We start from the raw sequence: 23,730 nt of genomic DNA, 5'->3' as shown, positions 1-23,730 counted from the left end.
TCGCGTTTTGAACCGGTCCTCGGCTGGAACCGTATTCCCCAGTAGCCGGATCTGAATCGGCGGGCGAACAGAAGGGTTCGCCACGAATGCGGTAATCGGCGTATTCGACAAATGCGTGGCTCATGCCCGGGCGCGAGTGATCGGCGTGCCCGGAAAAGAATGAGGTGAGCAGCTAATGGCACGAAATCAAGGGCGCCATCGGATCGCCCGCAGGACCAAGATCGCGACCGCGTTGCTGGGCTTGTCGATCGCGGTCGGCGGTCTGGTGGTGTCCACCACGACCGGCGACCCCGAACGCGCCGCCGCGGACGAGGTGGACAAGTCGCAGTTCGTGGACATCACCCGGGTCCGGCCGAACATCGACAAGCCGGAGCCGGGCCGGAACGCCTCCACCGGCTCGTTCACCGTCGACTGCGGCCGGAACGAGAACGGGCATTTCAATCCCGACAACTTCATCGCGCAGCCGGGGGTGCGCAACGGCGCCCAGCATCTGCACGATTACGTCGGAAACCTTTCCACGAACGCGGATTCGGACAACGACAGCCTGCTGGGCGCCGGTACCACCTGCCGCAACGGCGACGAGTCGACGTACTTCTGGCCGGTGGTGCGGATCGACGCCGCGGAGGAAGCCGAAGAACAACAGGGCCGAGAGCGGCGGCAGGGTGACCGGAACCGGCAGGACGAGGCTCAGCTGGAAGAACCGAACGCGGACAACGAACTCGCCGGCAATGACGGTGAGATCCAGCGCCCCGCGGTCGTCGACATCACCTTCAAGGGAAACGCCAGGGAGAAGGTGAAGGAGATGCCGAAGTTCCTCCGGATCCTTTACGGTGACGCGAAGGTCTCCACGAACGGGCCCGCCAACGCGCGGGAGAGCTGGACCTGCACCGGCTTCGAGAACAGGCTCATCAAGCAGTACCCGATCTGCCCCGAGGGCAGTGACGTCAAGCGGGTGCACACGTTCCCGAGCTGTCTCGACGGCGACAACATCGACAGCGAAAACCACCGGGACCACATCAAGTATCCCGACGAGAACGGCGAATGCGCGAACGGCCTCACCGCCGTCCCGGAGCTCACCATCTCGCTGACCTACGAGATCCCGCGGCAGATCCAGGCCGCCGGCCAGTACAAAGTGGACTCGTTCACCGAAGAGGATCACAACCCGTTCTCCGACCACGACGATTTCGCGAACGTGATGTCCGACCGGATCATGGATCGCCTCGTCGACTGCGTCAACGAAGGCCGCAAGTGCCGCGAATGACGCCCTGAAGCGGAAGCAGGAACCTGCGAAGAGAAAGGAAGATACTCCGGCCCGGCGGGTCCCCCCTACACCTCACCCATCCGCCGGGCCGGCCCTACCCGGAAATCGATCGACACAACTGAAGAACGCTCCGCAAGCATTCACCCCGTCCTGCCGGCGGCTTTCCTCGGGAAGCTCGCCGGCAGGACGCTTTTCGGTAGGTTGGCGGCATGGGTGAGCAGAAGGACCGCATGCTGCGCGGCGAGCTGTACCGGGACAACGAACCCGAGCTGGTCGCGGATCGCAGGCGCGCGCAGGCGCTCGTCGACCGGTTCAACGGCACGGGCGCCGAGGAGACCGGTGAGCGGGACACGATCTTGCGCGAACTGCTGGGAAAGCTCGGCGAGGGCTCCTGGATCATGCCGCGGTTCCAGTGCGACTACGGCTATCTGATCGAGATCGGCGCCAACAGTTTCCTCAACTACGACGCCATCCTGCTCGACTGCGCGCCGATCAAGATCGGCTCGGACTGCTCGATCGGCCCGCGCTGTCAGCTGCTGACCGCGCTGCATCCGATGGAGGACCACGAACTGCGGCGGCAGCGCTGGGAGTCTGCCGCGCCGATCACCATCGGGGACAACGTCTGGTTCGGCGGCGGCGTCATCGTGTGCGCCGGAGTGACCATCGGGGACGACGTGGTGGTGGGCGCGGGCAGTGTCGTCACGCGTGACCTGCCGTCGAAGGTGTTCGCGGCGGGCAACCCGGCCCGCGTCATCCGCGAGCTCTAGCGGTCCACCGGCGTGATCTTGGTACGACGGCTGTGCTCGAAGACCATGGAGGTGCGCACGTCGGCCACCTCGGGGCGTTCGGTCAGCTTGTCGATCACGAAGGCGTAGAGGCTGTCGTTGTCGGGCACGGCGACATGCAGGATGAAGTCCTCGGTCCCGGTGGTCACGTAGAGCCCGACGAGGTCGGGGAGCGCGTTGACCCAGTTCCGGAAGCCTTCGATGTTGCGCCGCGAGGGCGGGCGCACCCGCACCGCGATGAGCGCCTGCACCCCGCGGCCGATCGACGGCAGGTCCACGTCCAGCAGGGCGCCGCGGATCACGCCGCGTTCCCGCAGCCCGCGGGTGCGGTCCAGCGCGGTGGTCGGCGAAACGCCCACCGCGGCGGCCACCTCGCGGTTGGTCTTCCGTGCGTCCGACTGCAATTGCGCCAGGATCGCCTTATCAAGTTCGTCCAGTCGCGCCATCCGAGGCCTCTCGCCGTATTAAGTACGAACACGATGGACTCTACTCGTACGTCCTCTTAGCTTGGCCTTGTTCATCCGTTGAAGTGAGCAGGAGATCAGCTGAATGTCCGAGTACGGTACGGCCATCGGATTCGCCCCCGAGGAAATCGACCTCGCCGCGTCCACCCGCCAGGCCCGGTTGAAGTGGGTCATCGTGGTCGACAGCGAGCTGCCGCCCGGCCGGGCGGCGAACGCGGCCGTCTGCACCGCCGTCGCCACGGTGAAGTCGGTGACCGGGCTCCTGGGGGAGGAAGCGGTCAACGCGAACGGCGAGCACTATTCGGGCTTGCCGTGGATCGGCTGCTCGGTGCTGGCGGCCGACGCCGCGCAACTCCGGGCCATCAGGACCAAGGCCGCGGCCTCGCCAGGCTGCCACGTCGCCGACATGCCCGCCGTCGCCCAGCAGATCCGGGTCTACACCGATTTCCTCGCGACGATGAAGGAGATCCCGACCGAGGAGATGGACTTCTGCGCGATCGGCATCGTCGGCCCGCGCAACCGGATCGACAAGCTGGTCGGGAAACTGCCGCTGATGGCCTGACTCAGCCTTCGAGCAGGTCCCGCAGCGCTTCGGTGAACTGGGCGGGATTCCGCTGCGGCGCCAGATGCGCGCCCGGTACCTCCGTGAACGGCAGCCCCAGTTCGAGCGCCAGGACCTTCGCGGGCTGGTAGTGGTAGTGCCCTCGGCTGCCGACACCGGCGACGGGGACGATCTCGGTCCTGCTCCGCCGCAGTGCCCGCAGATCGGGGAGGTAGTCGAGGATCTCGGCCAGTTCGCGGCCGAACAGCCGCTTCCAGTCCTCCTCGTTCGGCAGCCGGATCGCGCGCAGCTCGGGCAGCGCGGCGCCGGCGATCCCGTCGGTGAACCGTTTGAACGCCCCCATCAGATCGCCCGCCTGCGCGAGCCGGACCTGCGCGCTGGCCTCGTCGAGCCAGCCGAGCGCGTCGGGCAGCAGCTGGATGGCGGGCGGTTCGTGGGCGACCAGCACCGTCGCCGCGTCCGGGTAGCGGGCCACGAGGTCGAGGCCGATCATGGCGCCCGCGCTGGTGCCGAACACGCGCGCGGGGGCACCCCCGACGTGCTGGAGCACCGCGTGGGCGTCGTCGGCCTGCTTCGGCACGCTGACCGGGCCGGTGCTGGTGTCCGTGCTGCGGAAGTGCCCGCGCCGGTCGTAGGTGACGACGGTGTAGTCGTCCGCGAGCAGCTTCGTCATCGCCCGGAAGGTGTCCGCCGAGCCCAGCCCGCCCGCGATCAGGAGCAGAAGCGGCCCTTCGCCGGTGCTGCGGACGTACAGCTCACCGTCCTCGACCGGACAACGACTCTCCGAGATCATGGCCGAAGTCAAGCACAGCGTGCCCGGCCCCTCACTCCGAGGCCAGCCGCCGCAGGATGCCGGTGGCGTCGGCGACGATCGTCTCGATCAGGTCGCCGACCGCGGGCAGGTCGTCGAGCAGGCCGACGACCTGCCCGGACGCCAGCACCCCGGCGCTCCGGTCGCCTTCGACGAGCCCGGCGCGCAACAGCATCGGCGTGTTGGCGGCCATCAGGACCTGCGACCAGGTCCGGTCGCCGCCGCGTTTCATCCGCAGCCCCTCGGTGGCCAGCGAGCGCCACGACAGGCCGGTCAGCTTCCGGAACTTCGAAGCGTTCCGGGCGGCCCGGGCGAGCCCGCGTACCGGACCGGCGGACTCGAGCGCGTCGACCAGTTCCGTCCGGAGCACGCGATGCGGCATCCCGTCCACCTTCCGGGTGACGACGGTGCCGTTGAGGTCACGGGCGAGGTACGCCCGCTTGATCTCGTCGGGGACAGTGCTTTCCCTCGTCAAGAGGAACCGGGTGCCCATGGCGACGCCGGCCGCCCCGTAGGCGAGCGCGGCGGCGAGCCCCCGGCCGTCGAAGAAGCCACCGGCCGCGACCACCGGGATGTCGACCGCGTCCAGCACCGACGGCAGCAACAGCGTCGTGGCGACCCCGCCGGTGTGCCCGCCGCCTTCGCCGCCCTGCACGATGACGGCGTCGGCACCCCAGCCCGCGACCTTCTCCGCGTGCCGGGCGGCACCGACCGAAGGGACGACGAGGACGCCGTTGTCCTTGAGCCGCGCGATCATGTCCTTCTTCGGCGCGAGCGCGAAGGACGCGACGCGGACTTCCTCGGTGATGAGCAGCTCGACCCGGCGCGCGGCGTCTTCGGCGTCCGCGCGGAGGTTGACGCCGAACGGTTCGGACGTGCGGCTCTTGACCTCCTTGATGGCGGCCGCCAGTTCGTCGTAGGTCATCGTGGCGGACGCGAGGATGCCGAGGCCGCCCGCTTCCGCCGTCGCGGACACCAGGCGCGGACCGGCGACCCAGCCCATCCCGGTCTGCACGATCGGGTGCCGGATTCCGGCGAGTTCGGTCAGCGCGGTCTTCACGACGGGACTTCCTTGTCCCGCAGGGATTTCGGATCGAGACTCGTGCGGATCAGGAGGAGTTCGGACTCGGTCGGCAGTCGGGACTCGGTGACCCCGTCGGTGATCAGCGGGAACGACGTCGCCTCGACGACCTCGTCCACGGAAACCCCCGGATGCACGGAAAGCAGCCTCGGCGCGTGGTTTTCGCCGCCGAAGTCCAGGACGCCGAGGTTGGTGACGACGCGGTGGACGTCGTGGTGCCGCAGCCCAGCCTCGCGTGCCCTGGCGTAACCGACCCCGGACACGACGTCGACCTGCTCGACGAAAACCCGCTTGCCGTGCCGGGGAACCCAGTAGCTCGTGCGGTGGTTGGCCGTGTTGCCCGGCCCGCCGCGGACACCGAGAAGTTGTTTCTTGGGGCGAGAATGGTCGCCGATGGCCGAGATGTTCTGGTTGCCCTCGCCGTCGATCTGGTTGGCGCCCATCACCACATGCCGTTTTCCGCGTGGTACCACGGTGTCGAGGACCTTGCGGAACGGTTGCCAGCCTTCGACGACGGCGTCCGGAGTCATCAGGTACGCCTCGCCGTCGGACAGCAGGATGTCGGGTTCGAACGTCAGCCTGGCGAGCCTGGCGCCCAGCGACGGGATGAAACCCATGGGGCTCACCACGATTTCGCCGTCACCGCGGAACAGCTCGGCACAGGCCACGACGGCCACTTCGGCACGACTGATGTCGCTCATGCGGACTCCCCGAATTCGGCGACGGCCTTCTGGTACTGCGCTTCGTCGCCGGACAGGAACCTGTCGACGAACTTCGGCCACGCGTCGAGATCCTTGGCCGCTTCGGCGTAGTGACGCTGGAAACGTTCGTCGCGTCCGTAGTCCGGGACGGCGGTCGTGAAATGCGCGCCGTTCGGTGTTTCGGCCACCCCGGTGACGAGCATCCGGCTCAGCAGCAGGCTCTGCACCGGCCCGGATTCGGTGAGCTCGGCCGTCTCCACGATCTTTTCCGTTGACACGTAACACTTTTCGGCGGCGAGGGCGAACAGCTCGTCGAAGTACGGATCCGGCCCGAGGTACTGAGCGTTGCCCCGGGCGTCGGCGCGATTGAGGTGGACGAAGGCCGCGTCGAGCTTCAGCGCGGGCACGGCCAGCAGCTCTTCGGCGTCGTCGTACGGTGAGTGGACGGTGCGCAAAGACGGGTTCAGATCCATGACGCCGGAGCCGAGGCCCGCCCGCGTCGGAAGGAACGGAAGCCGTTGCGCGGCAGCGGAAAGTCCGGTTCCGAACACGCCTTCGTCGTATTCCATGACGGTGATCGACCCGGTTTCCCGCGCCCGGGAGAACCATGGGTCGTAGGGGATCGAGTCCAGCGTGACGAAGCCGAAGACGAGATGCTTGATCTTGCCCGCCGACGCCAGCAGCCCGACGTCCGGACCGCCGTAGGAGACCACGGTGAGCTCCTTGACCGGAGACCGCAGGATCGCGCGCACCAGCGCCATGGGCTTGCGCCGCGAGCCCCAGCCGCCGATGCCGATCGTCATGCCGTCCCGCAGTTCGGCGGCGATCTCGTCCGGCGTCATCCGCTTGTCGGCCATCACTTCCCCTTACCGTCCAAGAACTCCTGACGCGCACCGTCCGAGACGCCTGCCAGATTGAGTTCGAAGGTGAATCCCTGCTCGAAGCGGTAGCTGCGGTGCACGGGCTGGACGTCGATGCCGTTGATGGCCTGTTTCGCGGCGCGGATCACGCGGGGGTCCTTCGCCGCGATCTGCCGCGCGACGCCGAGCGCCGTCTCGTCGAGTTCCTCCCGCGGGACCACGGCGTAGACCGAACCGTGGTGGTGCAACTGATCCGCGGTGATCGTCGAAGCCGTGTAGTACAAGGCCCGCATCAGATGCTGGGGGACCAGCCGCGCGAGATGGGTCGCCGCGCCGAGCGCGCCGCGATCGACCTCCGGGAGCCCGAAGGTCGCGTCCTCGCTGGCGACCACGATGTCCGCGTTGCCGACCAGGCCGACCCCGCCGCCGAGGCAGAAGCCCTGCACCGCGGCGATCACCGGGACGGCGCAGTCGTACACGGCGGAGAACGCCGCCGCACAGCCCTCGTTCGCGCCGATCAGCGCGCCGTACCCCGGGTCGCGCTGGATCTCCTTGATGTCGACTCCGGCGTTGAACCCGCGGCCCTCCGCGCGCAGCACCACCACGTGGGTCGCCGGATCGCGTCCTGCGTCGGTGACGGCGGAGGCGAGGGCGAACCATCCCTTCACGCTCAGCGCGTTCACCGGGGGCGCGTCGACCGAGACCACGGCGATGCCGGGCTCCGGTGAGTGGGTGGAAACGGTCATCGTGCACCCTTCTCCGCTACCAAACCTAGCACTTGCTTGGTACGTTAGCAGGACGTCCGGCCCGGGTACAGCGACGTGAAGGAGGCCCGGCATGGCACTCGAACTCCGGCTCGACGGCGCCGTGGTGCTGGTGACCGGCGGGGTACGCGGCGTCGGCGCCGGTGTCACCAGGACTTTCCTGCGCGCCGGAGCCGATGTCGTCACCTGTGCGCGCACCGAACCCGAGCGGCTCGTCCGCGCCGGGGACAGGACGTCGACGTTCATCTCCTGCGACGTCCGCGACCCGAAAGAGGTCGACGCGCTCGTCGAAGAGGTCGTCCGGCGGCACGGCAGGCTCGACGTCGTGGTCAACAACGCGGGCGGCGCGCCGTACGCCGAGGCGGCGAACGCCTCGCCTCGGTTCCACGAAAAGATCGTCGCGCTGAACCTGCTGGCGCCGTTGACCGTCGCCCGCGCGGCGAACGCGATCATGCAGCGCCAGGAAAGCGGTGGCGTGATCGTGAACATCAGCAGCGTCAGCGCGACGAGACCGTCGCCGGGGACGGCGTCCTACGGCGCCGCGAAGGCGGGACTCGACAACCTGACCGCGTCGCTCGCCGTGGAGTGGGCGCCGAAGGTGCGGGTCAACGGGCTCGACGTCGGCATGGTGCGAACGGAGCACTCCCATCTGCACTACGGCGACGAGGCGGGGATCGCGGCGGTGGGCGCGACCGTCCCGTTAGGACGGTTGGCCGAACCGGACGAGATCGGTTCGTGCGCGGTGTTCCTGGCGTCCTCGCTGGCTTCCTACGTCAGCGGCGCCTGCCTGACCGTGCACGGCGGGGGAGAGGTGCCTGCCTTCCTCGCCGCTTCCAATTCCCTGGTGAAAGAACGAAAGGAGCCGGTGTGAGCGGGATCGCCGACGGCCGGATCGTGGTGGTGACCGGAGCCGGTCGTGGCATCGGACGGGCGCACGCGCTCGCGTTCGCCGCCGAGGGCGCGCGGGTGGTGGTGAACGATCTCGGCGCCGCGATCGACGGAAGCGGAGGATCGGCCGGGCCCGCGCAGGACGTCGTCGACGAGATCGAGGCGCTCGGCGGCAAGGCGGTGGCGAACACCGACGACATCGCCTCGTGGGACGGCGCCGCGGCTTTGGTGCGGACGGCCGTCGAAACGTTCGGCGGTTTGGACGTCCTGGTCAACAACGCGGGGTTCCTGCGCGACCGGATGCTGGTCAACCTCGGCGAGGACGAGTGGGACGCGGTCATCCGCGTGCACCTGAAGGGGCATTTCGCGCCGACGCGGCACGCCGCCGAGTACTGGCGAACCGAGGCGAAGGCGGGCCGGACGCGGGCCGCGCGGGTGATCAACACCAGCTCGGGCGCGGGTCTGCTCGGCAGCGTCGGACAGGGGAACTACGCGGCCGCGAAGTCCGGGATCCTGGGGCTCACGCTGGTCGCCGCCACCGAATTCGCGCGGTACGGCGTCACCGTGAACGCGATCGCCCCGGCCGCCCGCACCCGGATGACCGAAGTCGCCTTCGCCGACGACATGGCCGCGCCGGAGGACGGTTTCGACGCCATGGCACCGGAAAACGTGTCGCCGCTGGTGGTGTGGCTCGGCAGCGAGGAGTCGTCCGGGGTCACCGGCCGGGTGTTCGAGGTCGACGGCGGACGCGTCTCGATCGCGCAGGGCTGGCGGCACGGCGCGGTGCGGGACAAGGGTTCCCGGTGGTCACCCGCCGAACTCGGGCCCGTCGTGGCGGAGTTGCTGGCGGATGCTCCCGAACCTGAACCCGTATACGGGGCTTGAGTCTTTTGGTCCTGTCTCGTCACGGGGCCGGCACCGGCTGTTTCCCGTGACCAGCCGGACGACACGCGTGATCCGGTGGACGACACGCGTGACTGGATGGACGACACGACGCGCGGTCGGGTCGCGCGGCGTGTCGTCCGCCTGATCACGCGTGTCGTCCATCCAAGCACGCGTGTCGTCCACCGGATCACCGGAAGAACGTGCCCAAGGCGCCCTTCAGCTCAGGCGTCTCGCGCCAGGTCCCGGACTTCGGGAAGCCGCCGGAACCCGCCCGATTCGTAGGTCGCGACGGCGGCGACGTTGGAACTCGGCGTGTTCACGCCCGCGCTCGACGAGCCGAGCTCGCGGAGCGCGGCAGCCGCGGCGAGGGTGATCGCCCTGCCGTGCCCGTGCCCGCGATGGTCCCGGTGCACGCCCATCGGCTCGAGGATCCCGGGCTTCCCCACGCCTGCCGACCACACGGCGACCGCGGCGACGGCGTCGCCCCGCTCGTCGTACCCGACCAGGTACCGGGAGTCGGCGTACGGCGCACCGGTCGCCATCGTGCGCCACTTGTCGGGGGTGAACGTCGAGCCGTCGAACGCTCCTCGCATCACGTCGGCCCAGACGTGGCAGTTGTCCGGTCCGATCGTCTCGATCCGCAGGTCCGGGGCCTTCACCGGTTCGGCGAGATCGAGGCTCAGCGGCGTCCACGGTTCGCCGGCGTGCCAGCCGTGCCGGGGCAGCAGTTCCTGGAGCAGAGCGTCCATCGGCGCCTCGACGGCCGCCTCCCCCGGCGGCAGCACACCGCGCTCCGGCTCGATCACGTCTTCGGCCATCCGCCGCGCCAGTTCCTCGTCCCGGCGGACATCGGGTGCGGTCGTCACGCGCAGGAGGTCGGCTCCGTCCAGGAGCCCGACGGCGAGAATCCGCCCGTCCCGGCGCCAGATCCGGACCGCCGCGGCCGTGGCCTCCGCCCCCGAGCGCCAGAACCAGCCGAGGTCGCCGGGATGTATCTGCCAAGCCGCGCCTTCGGATTGCCACTCCCGCAGGGCTTCCACGGCCTCGTTCAGTCCGCCGGGTCCCGGCTTCTCCACGGTGATCGCCATGCCGCGATCACACACCACACCGCGATCGGCCGCATCCGGTTTTCGGCGCGGCAAGATGGAGACGTGAAGTCACTTCAGCGCCGTCTCTGGGAAGCGGTCGAGCCACTGCACGCCGTCGTCTACTTCGCGCCGGAAACGGCGGCCGCGGCCAAGACGGTGGGCCTGCCGAGCTGGTGGATGGGCTACTTCGCCGGCCGGGTCGCGCCGCTCGGGCCGTTGCCGGAACCGCCCGCGACCGCGATGCTCTTCGGATTCGCCCCGAGGATGGTCGCGCGATCCTTGCCCGACGCGTGGAAGTACGCCGAACCCGCGGCGGTCCTCCAGAGCCGGATGGCCGCCGTCGAGGAAGCCCTGAACCGGATCCTGCCCGCCGACGCGCCTCTCGCGGAACTCGCCGAGCTGCTGGAGCTCGCCGTCGCCGGTGCCGACTACGCGGCCAGGCCACTCGCCGCCGCCTGGTCTTCGGTCGCCAGGCCCGCCACCCCCGCCGGCCGGATCTGGCTCGCGGCGACGGTGTTGCGCGAGCATCGCGGGGACGGTCACGTGCTCTCCGCCGTCGCGGCCGGACTGCGCGGGCTCGACACGACGCTGACCCACATCGGCAGCGGAGCGGTGACCCGCGAGGTCATCCAGGTCAACCGCGGCTGGTCCGACGACGAGTGGGACGAGAGCGTCGCGAGGTTGTCCGAACGGGGCATCCTCGACGGCGACTTGACGCTCACCGGACCGGGAATCGCGCTGCGCCAACGGATCGAGGACGACACCGATCGTCTCGCCGCCGGTCCGCTCGAAGCACTCGGCGAGGACGGGGCCGCCGAGGCCGTGCGGATCGCCGTCCCGCTGAGCCGCCGCGTCTTCGACGCCGGAGCGATCCCGCTGCCGAACCCGATGGGGGCGCCGCGGCCCTGACCGCTCGAAACTGTCGGACCCCGGTGGGACGCTGTCCGGCATGGCGACGTGGCAGCAGTTCAGTGAAGAGGCACCCGCGCTGGCGGAGAAGATCAAGGAGCGGTTCACCGCGGCGAAGTCGCATGTGCTGGCGACGGTCCGGAGGGACGGCTCGCCCAGGGTCAGTGGCAGTGAGGTCGATTTCCGTGAGCGGGACCTGCTGATCGGTTCGATGATCGGCGCGATGAAGGCGAAGGATCTGCAACGCGACGGCAGGTTCGCGATCCACGCCGCCTCGGCGATCGACGAGGGCGGCGCGGACGCGAAGGTGTCGGGAAAGGCCGTCGAGATCACCGATCCGGCGGAGGTCGCCCGCCTGCAGGGTGACGACGGGGAGGCGCACGTCTTCCGGCTCGACCTCACCGAGGCGGTGCTGACCTGGGTCGAGGGCAACACCATCTTTTTCGACTACTGGAAGGAGGGTCAGGGGAGCAAACGGCTCGCGAGGCCGGACAACGGTCCGGTGGTCGAGGTCGGCCTGGACTAGCGGCGGCTAGATCCGTTCGATGATCGTGCCGGTGGAAAGCGCGCCGCCGGCGCACATCGTCACCAGCGCGGTGCTCGCGTCACGGCGTTCCAGTTCGTGCAACGCCGTGGTCAGCAGGCGGGCGCCGGTGCTGCCGACGGGATGCCCGAGCGCGATCGCGCCACCGTTCACGTTGACCTTGCCCTCGTCGGGCCGATGCACCCGTTGCCACGACAACACAACTGAAGCGAAGGCCTCGTTGACTTCGAAGAGGTCGAGGTCGCCGATCGCCATCCCCGCCTTGGCCAAGACGCGTTCGGTCGCCTGCACGGGGCCGTCGAGGTGGTAGTACGGCTCCGCGCCGACCAGTGCCTGCGAGACGATCCGCGCTCGCGGCTTGAGGCCCAGTGCCTTGGCCCGATCCGAGTCCATCAGGAGGAGCGCGGCGGCGCCGTCGGAGATCTGCGACGAAGTCCCGGCCGTGTGCACGCCGCCTTCGAGGACGGGCTTGAGCTTGGCGAGCCCTTCGACGGTCGTCTCGCGGAGGCCTTGGTCGCGGGCCACCAGCCGTGTCTCACCGGTCGGCGTGCCGTCCTCGCCGAGCACGGGGGCCTTCACCGCGACGACCTCGCGGTCGAAATGCCCCGCTGCCCACGCGGCGGCGGCCTTGGCCTGGGACTCCGTGCCGAACCGGTCGACGTCCTGGCGGGTGATCCCGCGGCGTTCCGCGATCCGCTCGGCCGCGCCGTACTGGTTGGGCATGTCGATCGACCACGACTCCGGACGGGGCGTGCCGATGCCCTCGCCGCGGTTCGCGCCCAGCGGGACCCGGCTCATCGCCTCGACCCCGCAGGAGACGCCGGCGTCGATCGCACCGGCCGCGATGAGCCCGGCGATCAGATGCGTCGCCTGCTGCGCCGAGCCGCACTGGGCGTCGATGGTGGTCGCGCCCGTGGTCTCGGGGAGTCCGGCGTGCAGCCACGCGGTGCGCGTGACGTTGCCCGCCTGCTCGCCCGCCTGGGTCACGGCGCCGCCGATCGCCTGCTCGACCAGAGCGGGATCCAGCCCCGCGCGTTCGAGCAGGGCACGCTGCGCCGCGCCGAGGATCTCGGCGGCGTGCAGCCCCGCCAGGTGACCCCTGCGCTTGCCGACAGGGGTGCGGACCGCCTCGACGATCACCGGACTACCCACGTTCGCCTCCTGGGAAACAGCGTTCACTACCTCGAAAAGTAGAACACGTTCCTGATTTGAGCAAGTAGTCGCAGGGTTGGCTCGATTTTGATCACTGGTCGCGGTTCCTGCTCCTTTCAGGGGTCGGATGCTCCAAGCCGGTTGAGTTAACGGGTTTCACTAGAAACTCTTCACTTGGTAAACGCCGTATGCTTCAATCGGGTCTAGAACGTGTTTCATTGGCGAACCGCGTAGGAGGTAGCCCGTGGCCGCTCCCCTGATCCCCGCCGGTTTCGATTTCACCGATCCGGATCTTTACGCCACCAGACTGCCTCTGGAGGAGTTCGCCGAACTCCGCCGTACGGCACCGGTCTGGTGGAACCCGCAGCCGCACAACACCGCGGGCTTCCGCGATGACGGCTACTGGGTGGTCAGCCGGCTCGAAGACGTCAAGGCGGTGTCGAGGGACAGCGAGCTGTTCTCCTCCCGGGAGAAGACCGCGATCATCCGGTTCGACGAGAACATGACGGACGACAGTCTCGAAGCCAACCGCCTGGTCCTGCTCAACATGGACGCCCCGCAGCACACGAAGCTGCGGCGGATCGTGTCGAAGGGCTTCACGCCGCGGTCTATCGCGAAGCTCGAGGACACCCTGCGCGATCGCGCGGAGCGAATCGTCAGCGAGGCCAAGAAGAAGGGCTCCGGCGATTTCGTCGTCGACGTCGCGTGCGAACTTCCCTTGCAGGCCATCGCCGAACTGATCGGCATCCCGCAGGAAGACCGGCTCAAGGTCTTCGACTGGTCCAACCAGATGGTCGCCTACGACGACCCCGAGTACGAGGTCGAGCCGCTCGCCGCGTCGGCGGAGATCGTCGGCTACGCCTGGAACATGGCCGAAGAACGGCGCAAGTGCCCGATGGACGACATCGTCACGAAGCTGGTGCAGGCCGACGTCGACGGCGAATCGCTGGCGTCGGACGAGTTCGGCTTCTTCGTCATCCTGCTGGCCGTCGCGGGCAACGAGACCACGCGCAACGCGATCACCCACGGGATGAAGGCGTTCCTCGATCACCCCGAGCAGTGGGAGCTCTACAAGAAGGAGCGGCCGAAGACCGCCCCGGACGAGATCGTCCGCTGGGCCACGCCGGTGGTCGCCTTCCAGCGCACCGCGACCCGGGACACCGAACTCGGCGGGCAGCACATCCGCAAGGGCGACCGGGTCGGGATGTTCTACAGTTCCGCGAACTTCGACCCGGACCATTTCGACGAGCCGGAGAAGTTCGACATCCTCCGCGAGGACAACCCGCACGTCGGCTTCGGCGGCACGGGTTCGCACTACTGCATCGGCGCCAACCTCGCGCGGCTGGAGATCGATCTGATCTTCAACGCCATCGCCGACGTCATGCCGGACATCGCGGAAGTGGCCCCGCCGGACCGGCTCCGGTCGAGCTGGCTCAACGGGATCAAGCACTACCAGGTCCGCTACGCCTGAACCGGTGCCGTGGGGCACCATGGGGCCATGGGTCCCCACGTTCAGGTCGACGTCGAAATGTCCTTCCGGGTCACGAAACCCGGTCCCGCCGCGTTCGTGGTCGCGCTCGCGGGCGGGGCCGCCCGGGAGGAGTTCGCCTACCCCGCGCCGCCGCGCCAGGTGGCGTTCGAACACGGGACCCGTGCCCAGGTCGTCGACCTGCCGTCCGGGGAGCACGTCGTGCGCTACCGGGCCGAACGCGCTCTCGGCCCGGCCGACGCCGAGCCGGTCGGCCAAGACGATCTGATCCGCTACACCAGGCCCAGCCGGTACTGCCCCTCGGACCGGATGGGCGGGCTCGCGCTGTCCCGCTTCGGCGGCTTGTCCGGCACCCGCACCCAGGTCGAGGCGATCGTCCGGCATGTGCGCGAGCACCTGTCCTATGTGGTCGGTTCGGGCTCGCCGACCGATGACGCCGTCGACACCTACCTCGCCGGGGAAGGGGTGTGCCGCGACTACGCGCACGTCTGTATCTCGTTGTGCCGCGTGCTCGACATCCCCGCGCGCTTCGCGGCGGTCTACGCACCCGGACTGTCCCCAATGGACTTCCACGCCGTGTTCGAGGCCGCGATCGACGGCCGCTGGTACGTGTTCGACGCCACCGGCCTCGCGCCGAGGCAGAGCCTGTGCCGGATCGCGACCGGGCGGGACGCCGCCGACACCGCGTTCCTCTCCACGCTCGGCTGTGAGCTGGACTTTCTCGGCAACACCGTGCTGGCGACCGCGGGCCCGTCACTGCCGGAGGACGACGGCGCGGAGCTGATCGCGCTCGCTTGATCGCGTGTTGACCACGAGCCGTGACCTCACTGAGGTAGACATGGGCGGGTGAGGGAGAAGCAAGCATCGACGAAATGGCAGCGGCTGCGTGCCCGCTACCGCTGGCTGGACCACGTGGCGCGGGCGGTGAACCGCTACATCGAGTACGGCGGTTACCACTACGTCGCGTCGATCACCTATTTCAGCCTGTTCTCGCTGGTGCCCATCCTCATGGTCTCGGTTTCGGTGGCGGGCTTCGTGCTGGCGAGCCAGCCGCAGCTGATCGAGTCGATGCTGAGCGCGCTCACCGGCACCCTGCCCGGCGGTCTCGGTGACAAGGCGGGGGAGCTGCTCACCGGGTTCGTCGAGCAGCGCACCAGTGTCGGGATCATCGGTCTGATCATCGGGTTGTACTCCGGCTGGAACTGGATGAACGCGCTCCGCGACGCGCTCACCGCGCTGTGGGGCCAGAACCGGTCGGATCTCCCGTTGCTGCGCACGATCGCCGCGGATCTGCTCGCGCTGCTCGGCCTTGCGAGCGCCCTGCTGGTCTCCTTCGCCATCACGATTTCCGGGTCCGCGCTCGGCCGATATCTGCTGGGGCTGGCCGGCGTGGACGACACCGCCTGGGGACACAACGTGCTGTCGGCGATCTCGATTCCCTTGGCGCTGCTGGCCAACTGGCTCGTCTTCCTCTGGGTGCTCACCCGGCTGCCGCGGAAACCGGTCGGGGTCCGCAGCGCGATGCGTGGCGCCGTCGCGCTGGCGGTCGGCTTCGAACTCCTGAAGCTGGCCGGTGGGATCTACCTGCGCTTGATCGGGAACTCGCCGACCGGGGTCGCGTTCGGTTCCATCATCGGCCTCATCTTCTTCATCTCGCTGGTAGCCCGGATGCTGGTGTTCGTGACAGCCTGGACGGCGACCGCTCGCGACGCCCCGCCGGACCCGGTCCGCCCACCGCCGCCCGTGGTGGTCCGGCCCGTGGTGGCGGCACCGGACCGGCACGGGCTGAAGCCGGTGCTGGTGGGCGCGGTGACCGGGGTGGTCGCGACCCTGGCCGCGCAACGCCTCCGGCCGCGCCGCCGCCCCTGACGGAAGGGAGAGCCCGATGTTCGGTCATCGAGGACCGTCGTTCGCGCTGTCCGAGCTCGTGGGTTCGCGGGTGGACGAGGCACGGGCGAAAGGCGAGGCCGACGGCTTCGAGGTTCAAGTCGTCGATCTGGAAGGACACGGAGCCGTGACACTGGACCTCCGGCCGAACAGAATCCGCCTGTATGTCCGACGGGGGAAGGTCGAGGACGCCACCCGCGGCTGAGAGATCAGCTCGGTTTGGCCGATCCCACCACCCACATCGAGAAGAACTGCGAACCGCCGCCGTACGCGTGCCCGAGCGCGATCCGCGCGCCGTCGACCTGGTAGTCCCCGGCCCGGCCCATCACCTGTTTGGCCGCTTCGGAGAACCGGAGCATCCCGGACGCCCCGATCGGGTTCGACGACAGCACGCCCCCCGACGGGTTGACCGGCAAGCGCCCGCCGAGGGCGGTCTCGCCGGCTTCGGTGAGTTTCCAGCCCTGGCCTTCGTCGGTGAAGCCCAGGTTCTCCAGCCACATCGGCTCGAACCACGAGAACGGCACGTAGATCTCGGCGGCGTCCACTTCGGACAGTGGGTCGGTGATCCCCGCGTCCCGCCACAACGCGGCGGCGGCGTCCCGGCCCGCCTGAGGGTTCACCTGGTCCCGTCCGGCGAACGTGGTCGGCTCGGTGCGCATCGCGGTCGCGTGGATCCACGCCGCGCCACCGGGAACGGCGTCACCCGACGCTTCGTCTCCGATCACCATCGCGCACGCGCCGTCCGAGGACGGGCACGTCTCGTCGTAGCGGATCGGGTCCCACAGCATCTGTGACGCCCGCACCGACTCCACCGTGATGTCGGACTGCCGCAAGTGAGCGTAGGGGTTGAGTGCTCCGTTGCGACGATCCTTGGCAGCGACGATCGCGCCGACGTGGTCGGGCGCGCCGGACCGCCGGATGTACGAGCGCACATGCGGCGCGAAGTACCCGCCCGCCCCGGCGCCCACCGGCATCTGGAACGGCGGCAGGATCGACAGGCCCCACATGGCGTTGGACTCGGACTGCTTCTCGAACGCCACCGTCAGCACCCGTTTGTGCACGCCTGCCTGCACCAGCGACGCCGCCACGAGCGCGGTCGAGCCGCCGACCGAACCGGCGGTGTGCACGCGCAGCAAGGGTTTCCCGGTCGCGCCGAGGGCGTCGGCGAGGAACAGTTCGGGCATCATCACGCCCTCGAACAGATCCGGCGCCTTGCCGAGGACGACGGCGTCGATGTCGTCCCAGCCGGTCTGCGCGTCGAGCATCGCCCGGTCGATGGCCTCCCGGAGCAGTCCGGGCATGGACACGTCGGTGCGTTTGGCCTTGTGGTGGGTCTGGCCGGTTCCCAGTACGGCCGCGAGGTGCTTCACGAGAGGACCTCCAAGGTCGCGACCAGGTTCTGCTGGAGGACGGGGCCGCTGGTCGCGTGGGCGAGGGTCTTGCGCGCGCTGCCGTCGAGGATGCGGTTCGCCGCCTCGCCGATCCGCGCCAGCCCCGCCGAGAACATCGGATTGCCGGTCAGGACGCCACCGGAGGGATTGATCCGGACCTGGTCGCCTAGGCCCAGCGCGTCGCGCAGGATCAGTTCCTGATGGGTGAACGGCGCGTGTAGTTCCGCGACCTCGACGCCGTCGAGATCGAGCGCCCGTCCGGCGGCCACCGTCGAAGGTGACTTGGTCAGGTCCCGGACGCCGAGCGCGGGGGAGTCGACGCGGTGCTCGATCCCGGTGATCACCGCCGGGCTGTCGACGAGGTCCGCCGCCCGCTCGGCCGACGCGAGCACGAGGACTGCGGCGCCGTCGGTGATGGGAGCGATGTCGTGGGCCCGCAAGGGATCCGCGAAGTAGGGGGCATCCAGGAGTTCGGCGATCTCGACCGTTCCGGAGACCTGCGCGGCCGGATTGCCGGCGGCGTCCGCGCGGCTGCGCGCGGCGACCTCGGCGAGATCTTTTTCCGACCAGAGCCCGGATTCAAGCCCCAGCCTCGCCTGGATCCCGGCGACGCTCACCGAGTCCGGCCAGAGCGGCGCGACGACGTAGGGGTCCATTTGCAGGGCCAGCACCCGTCGCAACTGCCCGGCGGACGACTTGCCGAAGCCGTAGACGAGCGCCGTGTCGACCTCGCCCATCCGGATCTTCAGCCAGGCCTCGTACAACGCCCAGGCGGCGTCCATCTCGACATGCGACTCGTGGATCGGCGGGAAGGCGCCGATGGCGTCGACGGCGGCGATGAACGAGAACGCGCGGCCGGCGAGGTAGTCCGAGGAACCCGAACACCAGAATCCGATGTCCTCTTTGGACAGACCGGTCCGCTCGAAGACCTCGGCGAAGATGGGCACCAGCATTTCCACGCCGTTGGTGGTGCCCGGGGTGCTGCGGACGTTGGGGGCCTGCGCGAAGCCCACGACTGCTACATCTGGCACGGTGGTCCTCACAGATGGTGGGCGAAGGATTCGTAGGGTGCGTCGGGCTCGCCGGTCGGTTCGAAATGGCCGATGTTCTCGAGCGACGTCCACCATTCGTCCCGCGGTTTCCACGCGGCCCGCACCCGCATGCCCATCCGGACCTCGGCGGCGTCGCAGCCGAGGACCAGATGCAGGAACGCGATGTCCGCGCCGTCGAGCAGGATGTACGCGGCCACATACGGCGGTTTGATCTTCTGGCCGAGGAACGGCACGTTCACGATGCAGAACGTCGTGACGATGCCGGTGTCGGACAGTTCGACCTCGTCGGTGGTCGGGACGCCGTCGGTCGGGCAGGCACCGCGCGGCGGGATGTAGACCTTCTCGCAGGACGGGCAGCGCTGGCCGATCAGCTTCCCCTCGGCGAGCCCGCGCAGGTACCGGCTTTCCTCCGGGGACGCGGAATGCGCGTAACGCAGGTGGATCGGCGTGATCACCACGCTGACCGGCGCGCCCTCTTCGCGTTTCGCGACCGGGGGAGGCGCCTCGGTGGCTTCGGTGTCGGGTCCGTCGGCGGGGACGAAGTAGGCGATGTCGCGGATGTGGCCGACGGTCTCGTCCGCCCAGCGGATCCGCACCCGTTGTCCAGTGTGGACGTTCGACGGGCTGCCCGCGTCGACCGCGTGCAGGATCGAGGTGTCGGCGCCGTCGAGCCGGATCAGCGCCCACGCGAACGGCCGCGACAACGGCTGGCCGTCGACGGGTTCGGCGATCCAGGACCACGAGACGATCACGCCCTCGGACGCCACCGGCACGAATTCGGACAGCGCCTCGGCGGTCACGGGGTCGTATTCCAGCGGTGGTACGTGGACGCGGCCGTCGCTGCCCCGGACGCCTTCGACGCGGCGCTCACGCAGGGCGTTGACGAACCGGCCGAGCACCGGGCCGACCGAACGCGTGTAGTCGAAGCCCACGTTGAGCGGGGCCGACAGCGGGAGTTCAGGTGCGCTCACATCCTGAGTGAAACACGTTCTCGATTTTCGAGCAAGACTGCCCATTTGGGCCTCGCTGACGGTTGCTCTCTAGTGGAACGCGTTCTAGATTTGCGAGTATGTCGACTGCCACCGGGACACTTGGGGTCTGGAACATCGCCGAACGCCGGCCGGAGCGGGTCGCACTCGTCGATCCGGACGGCCGCTCGATCGGATACGGAGAGCTCGCCGCGAAAGCGAACGCCTACGCGCGGGGGCTGCAAGCGCTCGGGCTCGAGGCCGGGGACGTGGTCGTCGTCCTGCAACCCAACGGCGACGAACTCGTCGCGGCCTACTTCGCCGCCATCCAGTCCGGTCTGTACATCGTGGTGGTCAACTGGCATCTGGTCGGGCCGGAGGTCGCCTACATCCTCTCCGACAGCGGTGCCAAGGCTTTCCTCGCGCACGAACGCTTCGCCGACGTCGCGATCGCGGCCGCGGACGAGGCCGGGATCCCGGAGCGCGGGCGGTTCGCCGTCGGCGACGTCGAAGGCTTCCGCCGGATCGAGGAACTCGGCTCCGGCGAGGGCGACGGACGTCCGGAGCGGCGCACGGCGGGCTCGCCGATGCTCTACACGTCAGGCACCACGGGGCGGCCCAAAGGGGTGCGGCGGCCACTGACCGGCGCCGACCCCGACTCCGTTCCGGGCGCGTCGACGTGGTTCTTCGGCATCTTCGGGCTCGCGCCGCACGACGACCACGTGCATCTGTGCGGGTCGCCGCTCTATCACACGGCGGTGCTGAACTTCGTCGTGATCTCCCTGCAGCTGGGGCATACCGCGGTGCTGATGGACCGCTGGGACGCCGAGGACATGCTGCGGCTGATCGAGCGGCACCGCGTCACGCACAGCCACATGGTCCCGACGCAGTTCCGCCGCCTGCTCGCGCTGCCGGACGACGTCCGCGCGGCCTATGACCTGAGTTCGCTGCGGGTGATGATCCACGGCGCCGCGCCGTGCCCGCTGGAGGTCAAACGCCGGATGCTCGACTGGTGGGGCCCGGTCGTCACCGAGTACTACGCGGCGACCGAGGGCGGCGGGACGGCGATCTCGGGGGAGGAGTGGCTCAGGAAACCGGGTTCGGTCGGGCTGCCGTGGCCGGGTTCGACGATCAAGATCCTCGACGACGAGGGCACGGAACTGCCCGCCGGCGAGACCGGCACGGTGTACATGAAGATGGGCGACTCGAAGTTCGAGTACCACAAGGACCGGGCCAAGACCGACAAGGCGCGGGTCGGGGACCTGTTCACCCTCGGCGACGTCGGGCATCTCGACGAGGACGGCTATCTCTTCCTGCACGACCGCAAGGCGGATCTGATCATCTCGGGCGGGGTCAACATCTACCCGGCGGAGATCGAGGGCGAACTGGTGATGCATCCGAAGATCGCCGACGTCGCGGTGTTCGGCGTCCCGCACGAGGACTGGGGCGAAGCGATCAAGGCCGTCGTCCAGCCCGCGGACGGCGTCGAGCCCTCCGAGGAGCTGACCGCGGAGATCCTGGAGTACGCGGCGTCGCGGCTGGCGAAGTTCAAACTCCCGCGTTCCGTCGACTACTTGCCCGAACTCCCGCGCGACCCGAACGGAAAGCTCTACAAGCGCAAGCTCCGCGACCCCTACTGGGAAGGCCACCGCGTCCCCTGACGCAATTCGTCACCTACTTGCGATGTCCTGTCCTCGCAAGTAGGTGACGAATTGCGGGGGTCAGCGGCCCCGGAAGACGGGTTTGCGCTTCTCGGCGAAGGCGCGGGGGCCTTCCTTCGCGTCTTCGCTCGCGAAGACCTCGATGCCGTACTGGGCGTCGAGTTTGAAGGCCTCTTCTTCGTGCATGCCCTCGGTGTCGCGCATCGTCTTGAGGATCGCGCGGACCGCCAGGGGACCGTTCGCCGCGATCAGGCCGGCCAGCTCCATGGCCTTGTCCAGGGCCTTCCCGTCCGGGACGACGTGGCCGATCAGGCCGATCTCCAGTGCCTCGGCCGCCTTGATGTGCCGTCCGGTCAGCAGGAGGTCGGCGGCGACGGTGTACGGGATCTGACGGGGGAGCCGCACGGCCGAGCCGCCCATCGGGAACAGGCTCCATCGCGCCTCGGACACGCCGAACTTCGCGCTTTCCCCCGCGACGCGGATGTCCGTACCTTGCAGGATCTCCGTCCCGCCCGCGATCGCGGGGCCTTCGACGGCGGCGATCAACGGCTTCGTCAGCCGGCGGCCCTTGAGCAGGCCCTCGATCCGGCTGGGGTCGAACGTGCCCTTCTCGAACGAGTCGGACGGCGAGTTCTTCGACATCGACTTCAGATCCGCGCCCGCGCAGAACGCGCCACCCGCGCCGGTGAGCACGCAGCATCGGATGTCGTCGTCCTCGTCGACCCGGTTCCACGCCTCGACCATGATCCCGAGCATCTCGCCGCTGAGCGCGTTGCGGGCCTCCGGCCGGTTCATCGTGACCACGAGGGTGTGTTCGATCTTTTCCACCAGCGCGTGCGGTTCGCCCACCGGGACCTCCGTCAAAAGAGCGGCCATTGCCCAGAACGATAACATGTTCTACTTTGTGGGAGTGGCACTCAACATCGCGGATCTACTCGAGCACGCCGTCGACGCCGTGCCGGAGCGCATCGCGGTCGTCTGCGGCGATCGGCGGGTCACCTTCGCCGAACTGGAAGAGCGCGCCAACCGGCTGGCGCATCATCTCGCCGCACACGGCGTGGGACCTGGATCCCACATCGGTGTCTATTCCCGGAACTCGATCGAGGCCCTGGAATCGATGATCGCCGCGTACAAGCTGCGCGCGATCGCGGTCAACGTCAACTACCGCTACGTCCACGGCGAACTGCGGTACCTGTTCGACAACGCCGACCTCGTGGCGCTGGTCCACGAGCGCCAATACTCGGACAAGGTCGCCGCCGTCCTGCCGGAGACGCCGAAACTGAAACACGTTGTCGTTGTCGACGACGGAAGCGACGGCGACTACTCGTCCTACGGCGGCGTGGGCTACGAAGCCGCGCTCGCCGAAGGATCCCCCGAGCGGGACTTCGCCGAGCGCAGCGCCGACGACATCTACATCCTCTACACCGGCGGCACCACCGGGTACCCCAAGGGCGTCCTGTGGCGCCACGAAGACATCTGGCGCGCGCTCGGCGGCGGCATCAACTTCGTCACCGGCGAGTACGTCCCGGACGAATGGACGCTCGCCGAACAGGGCAAGTCGGGCAGCCTCGTCCGGCTCCCGGCCGCGCCGCTGATCCACGGCGCCGCGCAGTGGGCCGCGTTCGGCGCGCTGTTCACCGGCAGCCCGGTCGTGTTCGTCCCGCGGTTCGACGCGCACGACGTCTGGAAAGCCGTGCAGGACAACAAGGTCCAGGTGCTCACCATCGTCGGCGACGCGATGGCGCGGCCGCTGATCGACGCCTACCGCGAAGGTGACTACGACGCGTCGTCGATCGTCGCGGTGTCGAGTCACGCCGCCCTGTTCTCCCAATCGGTGAAGCAGGAATTCCTGTCGCTGCTCCCGCATGTGGTGATCACCGACGCGATCGGATCGTCCGAAAGCGGGTTCACCGGCATCGGCATGGTCAGCAAGGACAGCGATCATTCCGCCGGCCCCCGGGTCAACTTCGGCAAGGACGCGATCCTGGTGGACGACGACGGCGCGCTCGTCGAGCCGAAACCGGGTGCGATCGGCCTGATCGCCCGGCGCGGGCATGTCCCGCTCGGGTACTACAAGGATCCCGCGAAGACCGAGAAGATCTTCGTGGAGGTCGACGGCAAGCGGTATGTCGTCCCGGGTGACTACGCGCGCTACGAGGACGACCTCACGGTGACCCTGCTCGGCCGAGGATCGCAGTGCGTGAACACCGGTGGCGAAAAGGTGTACCCGGAGGAGGTCGAGGGCGCGCTCAAGTCGCATCCCGACGTCTTCGACGCGCTCGTCATCGGCATCCCCGACGACCGGCTCGGCCAGCGGGTGGCCGCGGTGATCCAGCCGCGCTCCGGCAAGGAGCTCGATTTCGCCGCGCTCGAAGCACACGTGCGGACCGAGATCGCCGGCTACAAGGTGCCGCGCAGTCTTTGGCTCGCCGAGGAGATCGGACGGTCACCCAGCGGGAAACCGGACTATCCCTGGGCGGAGCGCTACGCCGCCGAGCACGAGCCCATCAGCATCCAACCGGCGTAA

Annotated in this window: 25 protein-coding genes; 13 read left to right on the top strand and 12 right to left on the bottom strand. The window is 68.9% G+C overall.

Features of this window, described 5'->3' with window-relative positions:
• The first annotated feature begins 175 nt into the window (after window positions 1-175).
• The gene (locus BLW75_RS11215) at window positions 176-1,261 is read left to right on the top strand and encodes a DUF1996 domain-containing protein (protein ID WP_034317184.1); all 1,086 of its coding nucleotides are present in this window, start codon (window positions 176-178) and stop codon (window positions 1,259-1,261) included.
• Between the two features lie 209 nt (window positions 1,262-1,470).
• Window positions 1,471-2,028: a sugar O-acetyltransferase gene (locus BLW75_RS11210; protein ID WP_034317181.1), complete on the top strand. Its 558-nt coding sequence runs from the start codon at window positions 1,471-1,473 to the stop codon at window positions 2,026-2,028.
• Here BLW75_RS11210 and BLW75_RS11205 read toward each other — a convergent pair.
• Complete coding sequence (locus BLW75_RS11205; protein WP_034317178.1) at window positions 2,025-2,492, bottom strand: Lrp/AsnC family transcriptional regulator; 468 nt, start codon at window positions 2,490-2,492, stop codon at window positions 2,025-2,027. The two genes, BLW75_RS11210 and BLW75_RS11205, sit on opposite strands and share 4 nt — an antisense overlap.
• A 103-nt stretch (window positions 2,493-2,595) precedes the next feature.
• Between BLW75_RS11205 and BLW75_RS11200 the strand changes: the two genes are divergently transcribed.
• On the top strand, window positions 2,596-3,072 hold the full coding sequence (locus tag BLW75_RS11200; protein WP_034317174.1) for a DUF2000 domain-containing protein: 477 nt from the start codon (window positions 2,596-2,598) through the stop codon (window positions 3,070-3,072).
• 1 nt (window position 3,073) lies between these two features.
• On the opposite strand, the gene BLW75_RS11195 is transcribed toward BLW75_RS11200, so the two are convergent.
• From BLW75_RS11195 to BLW75_RS11175, 5 genes are read right to left on the bottom strand one after another with little or no spacing between them, the layout of a single operon-like run.
• A complete protein-coding gene (locus tag BLW75_RS11195) occupies window positions 3,074-3,865 on the bottom strand; it encodes an alpha/beta fold hydrolase (protein WP_034317171.1) in 792 nt (263 codons plus the stop codon).
• A 31-nt stretch (window positions 3,866-3,896) separates the two neighbouring features.
• Window positions 3,897-4,943 carry an NAD(P)H-dependent flavin oxidoreductase gene (locus BLW75_RS11190; RefSeq protein ID WP_034317168.1) on the bottom strand — a complete coding sequence of 349 codons (1,047 nt, stop codon included), beginning with the start codon at window positions 4,941-4,943 and terminating at the stop codon, window positions 3,897-3,899.
• On the bottom strand, window positions 4,940-5,665 hold the full coding sequence (locus tag BLW75_RS11185) for a CoA-transferase subunit beta (RefSeq protein WP_034317164.1): 726 nt from the start codon (window positions 5,663-5,665) through the stop codon (window positions 4,940-4,942). Before BLW75_RS11185 ends, BLW75_RS11190 begins: the two co-directional genes overlap by 4 nt.
• Window positions 5,662-6,522 (bottom strand): CoA transferase subunit A, encoded by an 861-nt coding sequence (locus BLW75_RS11180; protein ID WP_034317161.1) that lies wholly within the window; start codon window positions 6,520-6,522, stop codon window positions 5,662-5,664. The genes BLW75_RS11185 and BLW75_RS11180 overlap by 4 nt, the downstream gene beginning before the upstream one ends.
• Window positions 6,522-7,271, bottom strand: coding sequence for an enoyl-CoA hydratase family protein (locus tag BLW75_RS11175; RefSeq protein WP_034317158.1), 750 nt, complete (start codon window positions 7,269-7,271; stop codon window positions 6,522-6,524). Before BLW75_RS11175 ends, BLW75_RS11180 begins: the two co-directional genes overlap by 1 nt.
• 91 nt (window positions 7,272-7,362) lie before the next feature.
• Here BLW75_RS11175 and BLW75_RS11170 point away from each other — a divergent pair, with 91 nt between their 5' ends.
• Window positions 7,363-8,160: an SDR family oxidoreductase gene (locus BLW75_RS11170; RefSeq protein WP_034317156.1), complete on the top strand. Its 798-nt coding sequence runs from the start codon at window positions 7,363-7,365 to the stop codon at window positions 8,158-8,160.
• Window positions 8,157-9,062, top strand: coding sequence for an SDR family oxidoreductase (locus tag BLW75_RS11165; protein WP_034317153.1), 906 nt, complete (start codon window positions 8,157-8,159; stop codon window positions 9,060-9,062). The genes BLW75_RS11170 and BLW75_RS11165 overlap by 4 nt, the downstream gene beginning before the upstream one ends.
• A 221-nt stretch (window positions 9,063-9,283) precedes the next feature.
• Here the strand turns inward: BLW75_RS11165 and BLW75_RS11160 are convergent, their stop codons facing one another.
• Window positions 9,284-10,150: a GNAT family N-acetyltransferase gene (locus BLW75_RS11160; protein WP_034317150.1), complete on the bottom strand. Its 867-nt coding sequence runs from the start codon at window positions 10,148-10,150 to the stop codon at window positions 9,284-9,286.
• A gap of 63 nt (window positions 10,151-10,213) precedes the next feature.
• Between BLW75_RS11160 and BLW75_RS11155 the strand changes: the two genes are divergently transcribed.
• Both BLW75_RS11155 and BLW75_RS11150 read left to right on the top strand, forming a co-directional pair.
• Entirely contained in the window at window positions 10,214-11,059 is an 846-nt protein-coding gene (locus tag BLW75_RS11155; protein WP_034317147.1) for an SCO6745 family protein, read from the top strand.
• 40 nt (window positions 11,060-11,099) lie between these two features.
• A complete protein-coding gene (locus BLW75_RS11150; RefSeq protein WP_034317143.1) occupies window positions 11,100-11,585 on the top strand; it encodes a pyridoxamine 5'-phosphate oxidase family protein in 486 nt (161 codons plus the stop codon).
• A 6-nt stretch (window positions 11,586-11,591) separates the two neighbouring features.
• Here BLW75_RS11150 and BLW75_RS11145 read toward each other — a convergent pair whose 3' ends face one another.
• A complete protein-coding gene (locus BLW75_RS11145) occupies window positions 11,592-12,755 on the bottom strand; it encodes a steroid 3-ketoacyl-CoA thiolase (RefSeq protein WP_034317343.1) in 1,164 nt (387 codons plus the stop codon).
• A 244-nt stretch (window positions 12,756-12,999) separates the two neighbouring features.
• Here BLW75_RS11145 and BLW75_RS11140 point away from each other — a divergent pair, with 244 nt between their 5' ends.
• The 4 genes from BLW75_RS11140 to BLW75_RS11125 are packed head-to-tail and all read left to right on the top strand — an operon-like array spanning window position 13,000 to window position 16,336.
• On the top strand, window positions 13,000-14,226 hold the full coding sequence (locus BLW75_RS11140) for a cytochrome P450 (protein WP_034317139.1): 1,227 nt from the start codon (window positions 13,000-13,002) through the stop codon (window positions 14,224-14,226).
• A gap of 27 nt (window positions 14,227-14,253) precedes the next feature.
• Complete coding sequence (locus BLW75_RS11135; protein ID WP_034317135.1) at window positions 14,254-15,042, top strand: transglutaminase-like domain-containing protein; 789 nt, start codon at window positions 14,254-14,256, stop codon at window positions 15,040-15,042.
• A 48-nt stretch (window positions 15,043-15,090) separates the two neighbouring features.
• Window positions 15,091-16,113: a YhjD/YihY/BrkB family envelope integrity protein gene (locus tag BLW75_RS11130; RefSeq protein WP_034317132.1), complete on the top strand. Its 1,023-nt coding sequence runs from the start codon at window positions 15,091-15,093 to the stop codon at window positions 16,111-16,113.
• 16 nt (window positions 16,114-16,129) lie between these two features.
• The gene (locus tag BLW75_RS11125) at window positions 16,130-16,336 is read left to right on the top strand and encodes a hypothetical protein (RefSeq protein ID WP_034317129.1); all 207 of its coding nucleotides are present in this window, start codon (window positions 16,130-16,132) and stop codon (window positions 16,334-16,336) included.
• A gap of 4 nt (window positions 16,337-16,340) precedes the next feature.
• On the opposite strand, the gene BLW75_RS11120 is transcribed toward BLW75_RS11125, so the two are convergent.
• The 3 genes from BLW75_RS11120 to BLW75_RS11110 are packed head-to-tail and all read right to left on the bottom strand — an operon-like array spanning window position 16,341 to window position 19,590.
• Window positions 16,341-17,501, bottom strand: coding sequence for a thiolase domain-containing protein (locus BLW75_RS11120; RefSeq protein WP_034317126.1), 1,161 nt, complete (start codon window positions 17,499-17,501; stop codon window positions 16,341-16,343).
• A complete protein-coding gene (locus tag BLW75_RS11115) occupies window positions 17,498-18,553 on the bottom strand; it encodes a thiolase domain-containing protein (RefSeq protein WP_034317340.1) in 1,056 nt (351 codons plus the stop codon). Before BLW75_RS11115 ends, BLW75_RS11120 begins: the two co-directional genes overlap by 4 nt.
• Window positions 18,554-18,561: 8 nt before the next feature.
• On the bottom strand, window positions 18,562-19,590 hold the full coding sequence (locus tag BLW75_RS11110) for a Zn-ribbon domain-containing OB-fold protein (protein WP_395766730.1): 1,029 nt from the start codon (window positions 19,588-19,590) through the stop codon (window positions 18,562-18,564).
• Between the two features lie 53 nt (window positions 19,591-19,643).
• Between BLW75_RS11110 and BLW75_RS11105 the strand changes: the two genes are divergently transcribed.
• A complete protein-coding gene (locus BLW75_RS11105) occupies window positions 19,644-21,203 on the top strand; it encodes an acyl-CoA synthetase (RefSeq protein WP_034317121.1) in 1,560 nt (519 codons plus the stop codon).
• 60 nt (window positions 21,204-21,263) lie between these two features.
• Here the strand turns inward: BLW75_RS11105 and BLW75_RS11100 are convergent, their stop codons facing one another.
• The gene (locus BLW75_RS11100; RefSeq protein WP_034317118.1) at window positions 21,264-22,052 is read right to left on the bottom strand and encodes a crotonase/enoyl-CoA hydratase family protein; all 789 of its coding nucleotides are present in this window, start codon (window positions 22,050-22,052) and stop codon (window positions 21,264-21,266) included.
• 61 nt (window positions 22,053-22,113) lie between these two features.
• On the opposite strand from BLW75_RS11100, the gene BLW75_RS11095 reads away from it, so the two are divergent.
• Window positions 22,114-23,730 carry an acyl-CoA synthetase gene (locus tag BLW75_RS11095; protein WP_198935791.1) on the top strand — a complete coding sequence of 539 codons (1,617 nt, stop codon included), beginning with the start codon at window positions 22,114-22,116 and terminating at the stop codon, window positions 23,728-23,730.

This window comes from Amycolatopsis lurida, from assembly GCF_900105055.1.
In the GTDB taxonomy this organism is placed as follows: Bacteria; Actinomycetota; Actinomycetes; order Mycobacteriales; family Pseudonocardiaceae; genus Amycolatopsis; species Amycolatopsis lurida.
The sequence above is the reverse complement of the archived record's forward strand: the minus strand, read 5'-3'. Positions and strand labels throughout refer to the sequence as shown.